Consider the following 15,851-nt stretch of genomic DNA (forward strand, 5'->3'; position numbering starts at 1 on the left):
TTACTTTCTGATTACCTATCTTCAAGGTTTAGTGTATTAGGTTCATATCCTTGTAACTCAATTACTAGATTATGAACTGAAGGTTTAATTAACATTACAAGTTAGTCAGCAATCCTTTTGAAAAAATAGTATCCACAATTATAGAGTCTTGAACTAACAATCCTATATATCCTATTTCTATAATATCCAGATATATTACTTTGTATAAACCATTAATACTAGTATTAGCTATCCATCTTCATCACAAATCATTAAGGTAATAGTTGTATTACTTCCTGAATGTATTTTAGGTATGCTACTAATTGTTATTTGTTGTAGATTTTTTAATTCTTATCCCTCAACAAAGTTAAAATATTTTAACCAACCAACTTCAGACCACTCTGACCAATTCTGGCCGTTGTATACTCTTACACGTACCTGCAAGGGTATATTTAATGGGAGATTTTGATCCACTTGCCATGAATTATTTTTAGTAGTTACTACTTGCTCAACTAGTCCAGAATCTAGAATTACTACTCCATCTCCATCTAATAATTGGACCTGATAGGCTACAAAGTTGTTTATCCCAAGACCTTCCTGTCTCCACACAATAGATGGTTTACTAACACTGCTTTCTTCTGGAACATCTTTAGTCCCTATTGGATAAATCAGACTAACTTCTATATCCTCATTGTCCTTAAGAAGTTCTGGTGTGATTTGATTATTACCATCTTGTTTATAATCCATAAGATCCTGTACCTTCAACCAACCAACTTCAGACCACTCTGACCAATTCTGGCTGTTGTATACTCTTACACGTACCTGCAAGGGTATATTTAACGGGAGATTTTGATCCACTTGCCATGAATTATTTTTAGTAGTTACTACTTGCTCAACTAGTCCAGAATCTAGAATTACTACTCCATCTCCATCTAATAATTGGACCTGATAGGCTGCAAAGTTGTTTATCTCAAGACCTTCCTGTTTCCACTCTATAGATGGTTTACTAACACTGCTTTCTTCTGGAGCATCTTTAGTCCCTATTGGATAAATCAGACTAACCTCTATATCCTCATCGTCCTTAAGAAGTTCTGGTGTGATTTGACTCTTACCATCTTGTTTATACTCCATAAGATCCTGTACCTTCAACCAACCAACCTCAGACCACTCTGACCAGTACTGCTCATCATACACTTTGACTCGTACTTGCATAGTTTTCCCTGAAGGTAAAACCTGATCTACTGTCCATCCATTTGTATTCGTTGTTACTGCCTTGTTCACTACCCCAGAGTCTACAATTATTTCACCATTGTCATCCATAATCTCTACCTGGTAGGCTGCAAAATTTGTCAATGCTGCATCCTCTTGTTTCCACTCAATGGATGGCTGGCTAACATTACTTCCTTCTGGAACCTCTTTCGTCCCCTGCGGATACACTAGCGTCACCTTTGGCGCCTCATTGTCTTTTACCTCTGCTGGTGCTGTATGAGGCGTAGTACTACCATCACCCAACTGCCCTACCTGATTTACACTACCATATGCCCATACACTACCATCCGTTTTACTTAACACTACGTAATCTCTTCCACAGGTAATAGCATTTACCTCACTGATTCCTGCAAGTTTAGTAGGCGTTTTGAGGGTCCAGTGCCACACACTACCATCTTCACTTATAGCAAAGTTACTATTTGCTCCTCCAGCGATAGCTTTAATATTACTCAGACCCATCACCTGGGTTGGTGCATTGGTTCCATCCCATAGCTCCACACTACCATCTTTTTTCAATGCCAGTAACCCAGTGCTATAACTGGACCTAGTCGCAATACTAACCACACCACTTAAGCCTGGTACTTGGCGTACGGAGTTATTAGACAATCTTAGCACTGTGCCTCCACTAGTCAGTGCATACGTCCCACTTGTTCCTACTGTCAGTTGACTAACTCCACTTACCCCCTGTACCTGCACTGGTGACATTGTGAATCTCGTATAGTTTGTCTCCCCAAACTGACCCTCATTATAGCCCCAAGCCCATACCGTGCCATCATCTTTCAGTGCAAAACTCGATGAATCATACGCCATCACTGCAATAACCCCTGTCAGATTTTCCACCTGTTCTGGCTTAGTATATGTTCCATATCGAACTCCATGACCGATCTGACCTGCTGAATTATACCCCCAACTCCATACAGTTCCATCCCTTTTCAAGGCTAAACTATGGTCTCTTCCTGCTGCTACAGAAAGTACATCACTCAGATCGTTTACCTGCACAGCTACTGTTTTCGATGTTTTCGTTCCATCTCCTAATTGACCATTTCGGTTATCTCCCCACGCCCACACACTACCATCTGCTTTTATCTGTAGACTGTGATTCTCTCCAGCAACTAAACCAATTGGTGTTAATATACTAAACTGACCTGCACTAGAAGAATTTCCTGCTTCATCCCTTGCAATAACCGAAAAAGTGTATTTTGTATTTGACGCAATATCCTTAAATAAATATTTACAATCAGTAGTGCTACCTATATACTTTGAGTTTGCATAAAGATCATAACTAGTAACTTCAACGTTATCTCTAGATGGGCTCCATGAAATCCCCACTTTGTTAGATTGCATCAAATATGTAGCAAGACCTTCAGGTTGGGTAGGATTAGTTTTATCAACTTTTGCTTCACCTGTTACTTCATCACTATTGTTAAAGACATTATCAACTGATCTAGCAAATACATTATGCAGCCCTTCTGTATCTATAATTATAGGATCAATATAATCTTTCCACTCATCATTTTCCCCTATTTTATATTGGTATTTTTGAAAGCCACTATCTGCATCTTGACTACCAGACAAAGTAATCTTAACGAATTGATTAGTCCATTTTAGTGGCTCAACATCCATAATTGGAACTGTTGGGTTAGTTGTATCTACTTTTATCGTTTCAGTCAAAATTTCTGAATCATTTCGATTTTTATCTCTAGCAAAAGACTTAAAATGATATATTCCTGTATCGGGCAACTGAACAGGGTCAATATATTCTTTGAAATCAGAATCATTTAAATCATAATAAACTTTATATATTCCTGATTCATTATCTTGACCAGTTAGTTTATATGCAGCACCTTTACCATACCATTCATTTACACCTTTAATACCAAGCATATTTGAATCAATAGTTGGTTTAATTTCATCTTGAGTTCCTAAGGGATCTAGTTCTACAGATGGAATAATAGTTTGGTCAAATTTCCCATCTCCATCTTCATCTATTTCTAGTTTAATTTGTCCATCAGCATTTGTTTTAGATGTAAACACAGAATTAGGTGTAACATTAACTTCGTCGAATCTTACTGTCTTTACCTCTTCATCATTCTCATCTACCCATACTAATGAATAGACCATCTCTCCATAACCTGTTCCCTTTAATTTAACGTTATAATCACCATCATTTAGAAGAGCAATTTTCGTTTCACCATCTGTGTAATAACTTCCAAATGGAATATTCTCTTCATAGCTAGTTGATCCTGTAGCACCTAAATGATTTCCTGCACTATCATATACATTTAAGTCAACTGGACATTCAATCTTAATTTTTAAGGATTTTGTCTTCCCACTTGTTTTTCTAATATTAGGAGATAATTTATTTGGATTTCCAAGAAGGATATTTTCTACTTGTTTTTGAACATTAACGTTCCCTGGTAATTTAGAGTGTTCTTCCTGAATGTAATATGTTCTACTAGAATTCAACTTATTACCAACACTAGCACTAATTACAGGTACAGTTCCATCTCCCTGAATTGATTTAACATCTCCAACTGTTTGGTTGACAGCCACATCGTTAATATTCATTCCACCAAAAGTGCTAACTTTATCACCAATAATATAGTAGGAATCTATAGAATTAAGATTATTTATAATATCTAAATTATCATGGAATTTTTCAGCGCTGTTTAACATCGAGTCATTTAACCATTTTCTTGAACTCAAATAACTTTTTGTCGAATAGTAATTATCATGTTTAATTTGTTTAAAATTTGATTTAAAATTGGAACTGTATGGAGGTCCTATTCTAACACTATGAGAAAGATAATATGTATTATTTAACGAAAAATAATTTTTCGAAGGTAACAATTCATAAGCAGATAAAATATTGGGCATTATTTTTTTTATAGATTTATTAATGTACTGATCTTTTAAAAAATTTCCTGATGGATGACCTGTTTCAAATATATAAGAGGCTTTAGGAGCACCTAAATATGGAGTACCAATGGTTACAAGTTTATCTATGTTCTTTCCATAACCAAGATTAATATATTCAGTAGCTATAATCCCGCCCATACTATGAGCTACAACAAAAATTTTGCTATCCGGTGAGTCAGTCTTTATCTGGTTAATTTTATTTTTTAATAAACCAGCGTTAACTTTGGCACCAAATCTCCAATCATAACCAAAATCCACGACATGAAACTGCTGATTTAAATAATCATGTAGTGTCTTGTAATATTTAGGATCTGGTGAACCAGCTTTCAGTTGTATAATTTCTTTACCCTCTTTTGTCATTTGCAGTTTCTCTATATTCTCCTTGAAATTCCAATCCGGAATCCAAACCTTTTCACTGCCAGCATATATCTCTGAGGCCATAATTCCAGGAATAAGTACCACTCTATGCTTAAATACCTTTACACTAGTTTCATTACTAGAGCCTGAACCATCCATCGGCATAATTTTAAATTTTAATATTCCTTCACCAACATTCGAAGAAAAAGTATAAATATTTGAAAAAAAGGGATTATAATTATAATCTTCCCTAACTAGTTTTGTATCTAAATAAACATTTATTTTTACGGGGGAGTCAATATCATCTAAGTTATAATGTATTTTAATAATTTCACCAAATTCAACCTTACTTTTTTCTGACCAAACATTTGTGCTTCGAACACTACTATCACTTGCAGCGTATATCTTATTAGAAAAAAAGATAAAATCTGAGAAAAGATTTATTACTAGAATCATTACAGTAAATACTAGAAAAAATTTATTGGGTGACTTATTAACTCTCATAAAATAGCTCCTTTATCTTTAATTACAAAACTCTGATGGGTCACATCGTATACTTCTATCTTCATCAACAATAATGTCAATACTATCCTTAAAGCTCTTGTCAAACAAAACCAGTCGAATATTAGGTATTTTAACTTCATTAGCTAGTGTTTTCACTTCATTTTTCTTTATTTGCCCATCTTGTTCTCTGACCATTAAAATCACAGTCCTAATTACTTCATATTTTGTCCTCTCCTCACTTTCTTTAGAATCAATTCTATATGGTAAATCATTTCGACTAATAATTTTTTGAATTTCATTTTTAAGTTCTAATTGAGTATGGTGTGAAGGTGTTCTAAAAAAATTTATAATATTTGTGGAATTAGTTAAGATTGCTGGTCCAAATACTACTCCAGCTATAAATATACAAATTGAAAGCTTAACTATCTTATGACCAACTTTTATATATAGTATTCTTAATGAAATTCCATAGATTAGAGAAAGCATACAAATATATATTACGGATTTCCAAGAAAAACCAAAAGGGATATCTCCCCCTGGTAGGCCTATCAATATGAAAATAAGCAACGCACAAAAATATACTCCTCCAATAAAACTAGCTAAACTAACTATTGTATTCAAAATAAATTTTATGGATATCTTCATCCTATCCCTCCCTATTCATATGGCAGCGTCAAGAATTTTGTGTAAATGAAAATAACCTTAACTTGTAGAAGGTGTTGCTAGGTGGTGGTATTGAACATAGCTGCAAGTTCAGCCCGAGCTTGGTCGAAGCCAAGATGACACCGTGTAGCAAAGCGTTGGTTGTAGTTTTCAAACTGGGTGACGAGGAATTTCTCCAATGCCTCTTCATGTGGAAACTGCTCTTTACGCTTTGTATATTTTTTAATCTGTTTGTTAAAGGATTCAATGAGGTTGGTGGAATAAATGCTTCGCCAGATGGATGGAGGAAAACCGTAAAATGTAAATAGATTAGGATTCTCCTGTAAGGATTTCACCACCTTCGGATAGCTTGTTTTCCATTTGGTACTGAAAGCTTCTAGTGCGGCTCTGCCCCCTGCTTCATGTTCTGCGCGGTAGACGGCTTTAAAATCTTCACAGAGGTTAGCACGATCTGTCACCCTTACTTTATGTGCAAGATTACGTGCCACATGAACGAGACAAGCTTGGTATTTTGCCTTTGGGTATACTTGCTCTATCGCATTCACCATCCCTGTCAGCCCATCGGAAATAAAGAGAAGGACTTCTTCGGTTCCACGCTTCTTCATGTCCTGTAGCAACTCATTCCACATGTACGCAGATTCGTGAGGTGTCACGCAGTAGGTGATGACTTCCTTGGAGCCGTCTTCTCGAATCCCTACCGCTACATAGACCGCTGCTTTCGACACGGTTTCACGTTTGACAGGAACATAGGTCGCATCCATATACACACAAACATAACGTTTGGACAGGGGTCTTTTCATAAAGGCATCGACATGCTCTACCATGACTTTGGTCATGTTGGAAACCGTTTGAGGCGTGTAATGATGACCATACATCTTCTCGATGAGGTCCGCAATCTCGGTCATGGTGACGCCCTTTTGGAACATATGGATCACAAAGGACTCTAACGTGTCATTGGAGCGTTTGTAAGGGGCCACCGTCTGTTGCTTGAACTCGCCGTTACGGTCTCTAGGCATGGTTAATTGCAAATTTCCATATTCCGTGTGTAACGTACGTGTATAGCTACCATTACGAGAATTTCCAGAGTGAATGCCTGCTCGGTCATACTTCTCATAGTCTAAGAAGCTGGTCAGTTCTGTTTCAAGCAAGTGATTCATCGCAGATTCTAGGTGTGAACGAAATACCTCCGTCACATCCTGTTTGTTTACTAGTGCTTCAACCAATTCTGTTGTAAAATGATTCATAGGGAAGACCTCTCTTTGAATTGTTGTGTGGTAACTCAATTCTACAAGAAAAGGTCTTCCTTTTTCATTGGTTTCTATTTACACATAATATTTTACGCTCTCATTCATATATTCGGTTATATTTCAAAATTATTTAATATATTGTATAAAAATTGAAGTTGGTATCAATAAAATAATTATAATTCTCAATAATGGGTAACAAATTATAAACAAAGTAAAAAATAAACGAATCTATTTAACAAAAAAACTGTTTTGAAGTATCTCAAACACTTTATTTACTATTAAATAAAATTTTCATGTAAAAATATTAGTAATTGTAAAATACACAAGTGTACTTACAAAAAAAACTAAAAATAACTTTCTTTTTTGATTAGTCCTTACCTTTTCATTTTGTGTATTACCTGTGTTATCCGTTTCAGCAGCCCAAAACATTAAACCTATTCCTACTACTAAGGCAGATATACTTGGAATGGAACATTCCTTTAGTAAGAAGGAAAAATCGATGACTGTCTCACGCAACGACAAGACATTAACCTTCTGTGCGGGTAAAAAGCAATTTAAAGTAAACACTTAGATGTTGAACGGGATGTAGAGAATCTCATTTTAATTGGTACAATCGATTAATCAAAGCCATCGAGAGCTGTAACCTCAATAAGGGGACTAAGCTTGCTACTTTTGCTGCTCGCTTCATTGAAAAAGAGATTCTGATGCAACTTAGAATCGTTGAAGAAAACTCGAAAAGATGTTTCTATGCAAGATCCGCTTGGGGTTGATAAGGAGGGAATCGAAATCACACTTCTAGATATTTTAGGGACTGAAGTGGATGAGGTAGATCATCGTGTAGAACTTTAAATGGAAAAAGGTAAAATATATCTAAATAATCTTGCTTGATATAACCCTCGTTCCCTTCACTCTCATAGCGAACTGCGCCTCAATAGTTAGACATCTGCTAACTATTGGGGCGCAGTTTTTATTTGGCTAGATTCAGTGCACATGAAAGAATCCAAACGGTTGTGCATTATCCAGCAGGGATCAGAGAGTCATCGAAAATAAGATCTTTATTCTCTTATCTCTTCTTATAAAACTCATGATACAGCTTCATTAACGCCCTTTTCTCAATTCGAGAAACATAACTACGACTAATCCCTAACTCCTTAGCAATTTCCCGTTGTGTTCGTTCCTCCCCACCCGCTTCAAGCCCAAACCTGCCAACGACTACCTCTTTTTCGCGATCATCCAAAATATCTAGGTTTTGATATATTTTACTTTTCTCCATTTTAAGCTCAACTCGGTCTGCAACCTCATCAGTTTCTGTTCCTAAAATATCTATAAGGGTAATTTCATTACCTTCTTTATCAGTCCCAATTGGATCATGTAAGGACACATCCTTGCGGGTCTTCTTTAACGATCTTAAGTGCATCAAAATCTCATTTTCAATGCAGCGAGCTGCAAAAGTAGCAAGTTTGGTCCCTTTATTGGGACGGAAGCTCTCAATGGCTTTAATTAATCCAATCGTACCAATGGAAATAAGATCCTCTAAGTCCTCACCTGTATTATCAAATTTCTTCACAATGTGTGCTACCAGCCGCAAATTGTGCTCCACCAACAGGTTCCGGCTAATGGGATCCCCCTCAGCCATACGCTTTAAATGTAATGCCTCTTCCTCTTCCGTTAAGGGTTGGGGAAACGCATTGTTTTTCACGTACGATACAAGTAATGTAAGCTGTTTAATGAAAAATGCGATTGCACTGAACAATCCAGGCATTTTTAAAGCCACCTCCCGCACATGTACAATGAACTCGGAATAAACTCTTGCTGCTCCTAATCGTTCACGGTCATCTTATTGTATGTGGGCGGGAGCCTAGAAGTGCATGTACGGAGGAAAAATATGAGTGGGTAAATGAAAAAAACGAAGATATCACTAAACACAATTAAATAACATAAAGCTGTAAATCCATAGTTATCCATATTAAAGCAAATAAAACAGCAAACTATATAAACATCTCAATTTCATAACACGTGAAAATTTAATTAAATTAATTTTTAAACGCTACCATCCTATAACTTCTTATCACAATACATCAAGGCAATTAACTCAATGCCATGCTGAAGAAACAATAACATAAATATATAAAAGGCCGCATCTGCAATACTAATAGAATTTTGAAAAGGATGAAATAAATCTACACCCAATATAACCGCAAGTACTACTGTAATTAAACCTTGATACCAATATATGACTCTACTCGCTTTATTCTGAATGAATTGCCAGCGTTCATCATTTTTATATTTAATACTTTTATTAGCTTTGTAAACTAAATTACCAAAAAGTCCTATACCCAATACTACAAGTAAAACTGCCATTACTATTTGATAACTAAACATTTTTCTCATCCTCTCTCATTGTAAATACCTCATTAATCGATACATTAAAAGCTTGTGCGATTTTAAAGGCTAACTCCAGTGATGGCGTATACTTATATTTCTCGATGGAGATAACCGCTTGTCGTGAAATCCCAACCTGCTCTGCTAAATCTGCTTGCGTCCAGTCACGTTCAGCTCTCAAAACTTTAATTCGATTTTCAATCAATGTAATACCCTCATTCCAAAATGTAATTAATACGTTACATTATAATTGTAATCACCTCATTACATTTTGTCAATAAAAGGAATGCACAATAGGTACTAATCATTTTCTAGAAAGAAGAAAAGACTAACATAAGTTAGCCCTCTTGTTAATTCATATTAGAACTTACCTCTTTGTGGTTCATCATCCCCTTGCCATATACCGCCGTTTAAACAACACAACTCCTAACAGAAAATAAAAAGCAGATAAAATTATAAGCACAATAAGCTCTCCAACAACACTATAAAAATCAGCATTTTGAAGCAAGATTTTATTCATTGCATTTACAGCATCTAATGTTGGCATCAATGACAGTAATTCGATCTCTTTATCCATGATTGTAAATAGTTTAATCGGGGGAACTTTAAAGAAAATACCTGCTAAAAACATCATAGGTGTAAGTACCACGTTGCCTATAATAAATGCTTCTAATGAAGTTTTACAAAAAGCCGCGATGATCAATCCAATTCCGATCGCAGAAAACGTAGCAATGAGACTCACAACATAAGCAAGCAAAAATGAACCTGATGTGTGGAAGCCTACCAACCTACTCGCGGCAAAGACAAGCGGTAACATTATCACCGCTAACCCCATTTGTGCTAAACTAATTCCCCCACAAAACTCGATTGGTTTAGTTTTAGCTAATATAATTCGCTCAATAGTTCCATTTTCAATTTCCTTGGTAATCATCATCGCGCTTAAAATCATAAGGAAAAATACCGAAAACACAATTAAGCCTGGAGCCATATTATCAAACTCTGATTTGACCTGTATTTGCTGGAACCCTGTATGATCATATACAATTTTGGTCGGATTTTTGATCTTTACATTTTCCCATACAAAGCTATGAATTTGATTCTCCACAAAGCTACTAATTAGGTTATAAGTTAGGTTAGAGGGATTACCTGAAATAACGATAGCCGCATGATCATCTTGAGGAGCACGACTAGAACTATGAGAATTATTAGAGTCACTAGAATCATTAGAATCATTAGGATCATTAGAATTATTAGAATTATTAAAGCTACTAAAGGTACCCATGCTATTTTTAAATGATTCACTAAAATTCGCTGGAATTAACAGATGTGCATCGTATTTTTGCTGTTTAATTGCCTTATCGAAGGTCCCCACTGGATTATCAACAACTATGGTTTCGAAGAATTTATTACCGTTGGGATATCGGCTGTTTTCAATGTTTTGAATCAGTTGATTCCCTAATGTTCCTTGATCCTCATTTGTAATTCCAAGTGTGTATGTATAAAAGCCTTGTCCAAAAGCTAAGCCAAAAATCACAATAAAAGCAATGGGGGAAAGGATGGTCAAAATTAACGCTTTATAATCTCTAAACTGCTCAATCATACTTTTTTTGAAAACAGCGATTAATTTCATTCTCTTAAGCTCCTTCCAGTCAGCTTAATAAATACATCCTCCAGTGTACTTTGTCGCAAGCTAAACGTTATCGGAGTGCCATATTGTGCCTCAGTTTTTTGAAGTATTTGCGGAACGAAGGTGGTAAGATTAGTCCCTGTGACTTTAATACAGTTGCCCTCTAATTGAATATGATAATCGGAAGTATCCCACCACTGAATTGGAGGTAGCTCCTCTAAGTATTGGATTTCTAAAGTTTCCTCAGGACAAATTTTCTGCTGAAGCCTAGTCGGTGTGTCACACAGAAGTATCTTGCCTTTGTCCATAATTGCTATTCTAGAGGATAAACGCTCCGCCTCATCCATATTATGTGTCGTTAATAAAATTGTTTTGGTTCCTGCTAAAGATTTAATAAAATCTCTAACTAGCACTCTACTTTGCGGATCAAGTCCTGCCTCAGGCTCATCAAATATAATTATTTCTGGATCATGCATGACAGACATAATTAAGTGTAATCGTCTCTGCATGCCACCAGAAAGATGTTTAGCGAGTACCCTTCTTTTTTGAGATAAGCCAACCAATTCTAACAAGGTTAATGCACGGGACTTTATTTGCTTTTTGCTCATTCCGTACATGCTTCCTACAAAAAGTAGCTGTTCCTCACAAGTGAGCATAGGCCAAATTTGCACATGTTGAGTGCAGACACCAATTTTATGCGTGGAGGAAAGTCCTTGGTGATGACTGGTAGAATTAAACTTGATGGTTCCCTCATCCATCGCTAACATGCCACTAATAATGTGAATCGTTGTTGTTTTCCCTGCCCCATTAGGCCCAAGCAAACTAAAAATTTCACCTTGCATCACATCGATAGAGAGATCATCAACAGCCTTAAAGTCACCAAAGCTTTTACTTAACGATTTGATTTCTAATGCAACCTTGCTCATATCTCTTCACTCCCAACTCATCACCCATTTACACAGCATTCAAAATAACATAACATTCAACTAAGGCGTATCTGACAAACCTTATATTCTATGTAAAATATAATTTTCCTTTTAGTGTTAGTCAGCCTTAATATAAATGGTTAGTTACATAAATACTATGACAAAATACTATTGTTTAAATTCAACAAATAAAGGAGTTATTACATGCAAAAATATATCGCATTACTACGTGGTATCAATGTTGGCGGTAAAAACAAAGTTTCCATGCCCGAATTAAAAAAAGCTTTTGAGGAAATTGGCTATAAAGAGGTAACTACCTACATTAACAGTGGTAATGTTATATTTTCCAGTGATCAAGATAATCAAGTAGAAATCAGAAAAAATTGCGAACAAGCGATTTTGGAGAAATTCAACTTGAACATCACTGTCACTATCATCTCCGTAAAAGATTTATCTTCAGCTTTAGATCATGCTCCAGCTTGGTGGGACAACGATCCTCAGTCTAAGCATAACGCTATTTTTGTGATTCCACCTGCGACTGCAATAGAAATCATGGAGCAAGTTGGCATTGCTAAACCAGAATATGAGCAAGTAGATCACTATGGACAAATTATATTTTGGTCTGCTCCCCTTGATACGTTCTCAAAAACAAGATGGGCTAAAATTGTAGGCAAATCTGCTTACAATCATGTCACAATAAGAAATGCCAATACGACAAAAAAGCTATTACAGCTCTCCACCCCTTAGTTATTTAAACGTAACATTCGTAAAACCCGCTAATACAATGTCAATGTTACTTGTTGCATTATCATTTTTATAAGATAATTTTTCATCTATTTTATTAAAATAATATGGGTATAGAATATGACTATCCTCTATAAATTCTTTTTCAAGAGCAGTAACGGAAATATTATTATATTTATACTTATTAGTGGAGGAAAAGGAGAGGGATGAGTCTTCCGCAGTAATATCAAGATCGCTTTTCCCGTTTTCAGGAATGTCATACAACAAAGAGCCTTCTATAACATTTGCCTTAATGGAATTGGGGTGATTAGGAATAGATAGCTTTACATAATTAGAAGCCATTTTGGTCTTCTTTCCTTTGACATTGATTTTCCACTCCTGATGACTTTGCTTGATCTCAACCTCATAAAATTGTGGATCAAAATCAGCAACTAATTTACTCGATTTGCCTTCTAATATTTTAATACCACCAGCTTTAACCTCCACACTAATCAATAGTTTATCTGCATCGTTTAGCTGTAGCTTCTTAGTAAGCGTTTTATTTTCTGTAGATGTAGAAAATGGGGGTTCTTGTTTTTCACCAGAATGTGCACCTAATTTCATACCTCCAATGAACAAAACCATCAGGACAGAGATTATAACAATCATACTTAGTTTTAATTTATTTCCTTTATTCATGTTAACTTGTCTCCTTATTCTCAATAACTTCTCCAAAATGTAGTAGGGATCACCTTAAAATAGTATAAACCTTAATGCACATTGTACTCTTTTTCACTAATGAATAAAATTAAAAATCCATACCTGATCAGTGAATTACACTTGAAAAGGTATGGATTCATTTTTAATAAAACTTTTCACTTTTTATCTCGCTCAGCCAACTACCCTTGCAGCTTCCGGAACAACTGATAAGTGCGCTCTGCGAGCGTTGAGATCGCAACTGGATCAAAACCGATTAGATCAGCATAAAGCGTATCATTAAGTGGTTTTGTCCAATTTGTAGGTAGTTGTTCAGCACCCAATTTGGCACCCATAATGGAACCTACGGTTGCGCCATTGCAATCGGTATCCATTCCACCATAAACGGAGGTGACCACTGCCTTCTCAAAATCATTCCCACCATACACGAGCGAAGCTACAACTAATGCCGCATTGTTGTTACTATGCACCGCATCGTAATGGCTAAACTCATCCCAAATTTTGCTCACAAGCTCACGTTCACTTTTAGCCTTATGGGCAATTTCAACGCCACGTTTTACATCTGCGGCAAGGCGGCATGTCGTTGGAATTTCGCTAAGTCCAATTTCAATTAGGTTCTCATTATCCTGCTCCACAAATGCAGACGCAATCATCGCGGAATAAAACATGGCTGAATAGATCCCGTTTTTGACGTGAGAAAAGGAAGCATCACGATAAGCTAACTCTGCCGCTAGCTCAGGTCGTCCTGCTACACCATAAGCAAGTGCATCGACACGAATGGCCGCCCCAATCCATTCACGATATGGATTTAAATGCATCCGTACACGCTCTTGACGTTTTTCCCAATCGGCAGGCTTTTCACCATGTAGGTGAGACGTCTCATGTGCAAAATTCAAATAAGCTTGCGTTTCTGCGGTACAAACCTGACTGTAGGTTAATCGGCTATGCCATAGCTTACCAATATCCCATGAATCGAAGTCTAGCCCTTTTTCCTCTAACAACAATAAACCTAAAATGGTATAGCGCAAGTCATCGTCGCTTTCCATGTATTTGATTTTGTCAGAGGTACTTACAAATGACCAATCACTTAGCTTAAGACCATATTGCTCTTCTGCGCGGGAATGTCCAGGTGTGTACGCTTTGATCGGCCAAGCATCTGCGCCTTTAAACCATAACTCTACATTTTCCCAGCCTGGTCGTCCATCCTTGCCATAGAGGTAATCCCAATATTCAAGTGGTTTGCCGAGCGCACAACCTACAGAACGTCCTAGCCAAGCCCCATAAAATTTATCCTTCCACTGTGCTTCAGTCAAATTCGCCACAAGCTTACGTGGTCCGTCTGGTCTTAACGCTCTGATTTCTTGGAATGTAGATGGTTCTTGAAAGGCAAAATCGTCTGCAATGGGTAAAGCCATCAATTCATAATAAATTTGCATCAGCTTAGCTTCATCTTCACCAGCCTGTGCAAGCTTTTCTGGAAAACCATCGACAACACAGCCCTCTTCCTTACGCTGCATCAGCTCAAAAAACAATGTTTCCTGCAATCTTTCCCAACCAGCCACAGCTATTCTCCTTTCGGAGCAGTGAGTTGCTCGTCCAAGCGTGCTAATGCATCAAACAATAGCTTCATAAATGCTTCTCTATCCACATCCACTAATACCTGAACATTTGGTGCAAAATCTGGTTTTTTACGTTGATCCGCAACGGTCATTCCTCTAGTCAACTTTCCTTCTGTTTCCACCGTTACGTATAAATCTTTTGATGTAAATAACTCAGGTTGTAATAGCCATGCAACTGCACATGGATCATGAAGCGCATTACCTACATAACCCATTTTCTTACCATAAATCGAATAGAAATCAAGCAATTCTCCAACTAACGTTGACACAGGTCCCCGCTTTTTCAATTCCTCAATTTCATCCTCAAAAATAGCTGCTTTATCGGTTACATCTAAGCCACTCATCGTAATTGGAATACCAGATTCATATACAATTCTTGCTGCCTCTGGATCAACATAAATGTTAAACTCTGCTGTATTCGTCACATTGCCATAACCAACTCCGCCACCCATTAAGGAGATACGCTCAATTTTGTCCTTCACCTCTGGGTACGCCGTAATAAGCAACGCAATATTGGTTAAAGGTGCAAGTGGAACTAGCGTGATTTTTTCATCAGATGATCTAATAATATCGAGCATAAATTCAACTGCACCTTGTTCTATCGCACGATACTTGCTTGGTGGAAGCACTGGACCGTCCATCCCTGATTCACCATGTGCCTCTTCACCTGTCACAAGCTTACCAAGTAGTGGGCCTACAGCCCCTTTTGCCACAGGAATATCAGCATCAACAAAGCTTAATATTTTTAGCGCATTATCAGTTATTTTATCTAAAATTTGATTACCACCAACAGTAGTAATTCCTCTTATATCTAACAAATCCTTATGGGCATAAGCAAGCAATATCGCAATCGCATCATCATGCCCCGGATCACAATCAATTATAATCGGTGTCGCCATCTCTATGTCACGCTCCTCGC

General features: G+C 36.8%; 13 protein-coding genes and 1 pseudogene. 3 read left to right on the forward strand and 11 right to left on the reverse strand.

Annotated features, from left to right (window positions below; translation table 11 throughout):
• Nucleotides 1-330 precede the first annotated feature (330 nt).
• From J2Z32_RS06900 to J2Z32_RS06910, 3 genes are all read right to left on the reverse strand, one after another.
• Nucleotides 331-5,028, reverse strand: coding sequence for an OmpL47-type beta-barrel domain-containing protein (locus tag J2Z32_RS06900; protein ID WP_210088449.1), 4,698 nt, complete (start codon nt 5,026-5,028; stop codon nt 331-333).
• Nucleotides 5,029-5,046: 18 nt separating this feature from the next.
• Nucleotides 5,047-5,673 (reverse strand): hypothetical protein, encoded by a 627-nt coding sequence (locus tag J2Z32_RS06905; RefSeq protein WP_210088450.1) that lies wholly within the window; start codon nt 5,671-5,673, stop codon nt 5,047-5,049.
• A 77-nt stretch (nt 5,674-5,750) separates the two neighbouring features.
• Nucleotides 5,751-6,935 (reverse strand): IS256 family transposase, encoded by a 1,185-nt coding sequence (locus J2Z32_RS06910; RefSeq protein WP_210088451.1) that lies wholly within the window; start codon nt 6,933-6,935, stop codon nt 5,751-5,753.
• Nucleotides 6,936-7,338: 403 nt separating this feature from the next.
• On the opposite strand from J2Z32_RS06910, the gene J2Z32_RS06915 reads away from it, so the two are divergent.
• On the forward strand, nt 7,339-7,509 hold the full coding sequence (locus J2Z32_RS06915) for a hypothetical protein (protein ID WP_210088452.1): 171 nt from the start codon (nt 7,339-7,341) through the stop codon (nt 7,507-7,509).
• 11 nt (nt 7,510-7,520) lie between these two features.
• Nucleotides 7,521-7,784 (forward strand): annotated as a pseudogene (locus J2Z32_RS06920) (RNA polymerase subunit sigma-70); the annotation flags it as partial.
• Between the two features lie 217 nt (nt 7,785-8,001).
• On the opposite strand, the gene sigK reads toward J2Z32_RS06920, so the two are convergent.
• The 5 genes from sigK to J2Z32_RS06945 form a co-directional block, all read right to left on the reverse strand.
• A complete protein-coding gene (sigK, locus tag J2Z32_RS06925; protein WP_210088453.1) occupies nt 8,002-8,700 on the reverse strand; it encodes an RNA polymerase sporulation sigma factor SigK in 699 nt (232 codons plus the stop codon).
• A gap of 293 nt (nt 8,701-8,993) precedes the next feature.
• Nucleotides 8,994-9,320, reverse strand: a complete 327-nt coding sequence (locus J2Z32_RS06930) for a hypothetical protein (RefSeq protein WP_210088454.1) — start codon at nt 9,318-9,320, stop codon at nt 8,994-8,996.
• Nucleotides 9,313-9,525, reverse strand: a complete 213-nt coding sequence (locus tag J2Z32_RS06935) for a helix-turn-helix transcriptional regulator (protein ID WP_210088455.1) — start codon at nt 9,523-9,525, stop codon at nt 9,313-9,315. Before J2Z32_RS06935 ends, J2Z32_RS06930 begins: the two co-directional genes overlap by 8 nt.
• A gap of 180 nt (nt 9,526-9,705) precedes the next feature.
• Nucleotides 9,706-10,950, reverse strand: coding sequence for an ABC transporter permease (locus J2Z32_RS06940; RefSeq protein ID WP_210088456.1), 1,245 nt, complete (start codon nt 10,948-10,950; stop codon nt 9,706-9,708).
• Nucleotides 10,947-11,873, reverse strand: coding sequence for an ABC transporter ATP-binding protein (locus J2Z32_RS06945; protein WP_210088457.1), 927 nt, complete (start codon nt 11,871-11,873; stop codon nt 10,947-10,949). Before J2Z32_RS06945 ends, J2Z32_RS06940 begins: the two co-directional genes overlap by 4 nt.
• A gap of 204 nt (nt 11,874-12,077) precedes the next feature.
• Between J2Z32_RS06945 and J2Z32_RS06950 the strand changes: the two genes are divergently transcribed.
• Nucleotides 12,078-12,620, forward strand: a complete 543-nt coding sequence (locus J2Z32_RS06950; protein ID WP_210088458.1) for a DUF1697 domain-containing protein — start codon at nt 12,078-12,080, stop codon at nt 12,618-12,620.
• On the opposite strand, the gene J2Z32_RS06955 is transcribed toward J2Z32_RS06950, so the two are convergent.
• The 3 genes from J2Z32_RS06955 to J2Z32_RS06965 form a co-directional block, all read right to left on the reverse strand.
• Nucleotides 12,621-13,295: a hypothetical protein gene (locus J2Z32_RS06955; protein ID WP_210088459.1), complete on the reverse strand. Its 675-nt coding sequence runs from the start codon at nt 13,293-13,295 to the stop codon at nt 12,621-12,623.
• Between the two features lie 200 nt (nt 13,296-13,495).
• A complete protein-coding gene (locus J2Z32_RS06960) occupies nt 13,496-14,875 on the reverse strand; it encodes an ADP-ribosylglycohydrolase family protein (protein ID WP_210088460.1) in 1,380 nt (459 codons plus the stop codon).
• A gap of 2 nt (nt 14,876-14,877) precedes the next feature.
• Nucleotides 14,878-15,831 carry a nucleoside hydrolase gene (locus tag J2Z32_RS06965; RefSeq protein ID WP_210088461.1) on the reverse strand — a complete coding sequence of 318 codons (954 nt, stop codon included), beginning with the start codon at nt 15,829-15,831 and terminating at the stop codon, nt 14,878-14,880.
• Between the last annotated feature and the right edge of the window lie 20 nt (nt 15,832-15,851).

The sequence above is a fragment of the Paenibacillus turicensis genome, assembly GCF_017873435.1.
In the GTDB taxonomy this organism is placed as follows: Bacteria; Bacillota; Bacilli; order Paenibacillales; family Paenibacillaceae; genus Fontibacillus; species Fontibacillus turicensis.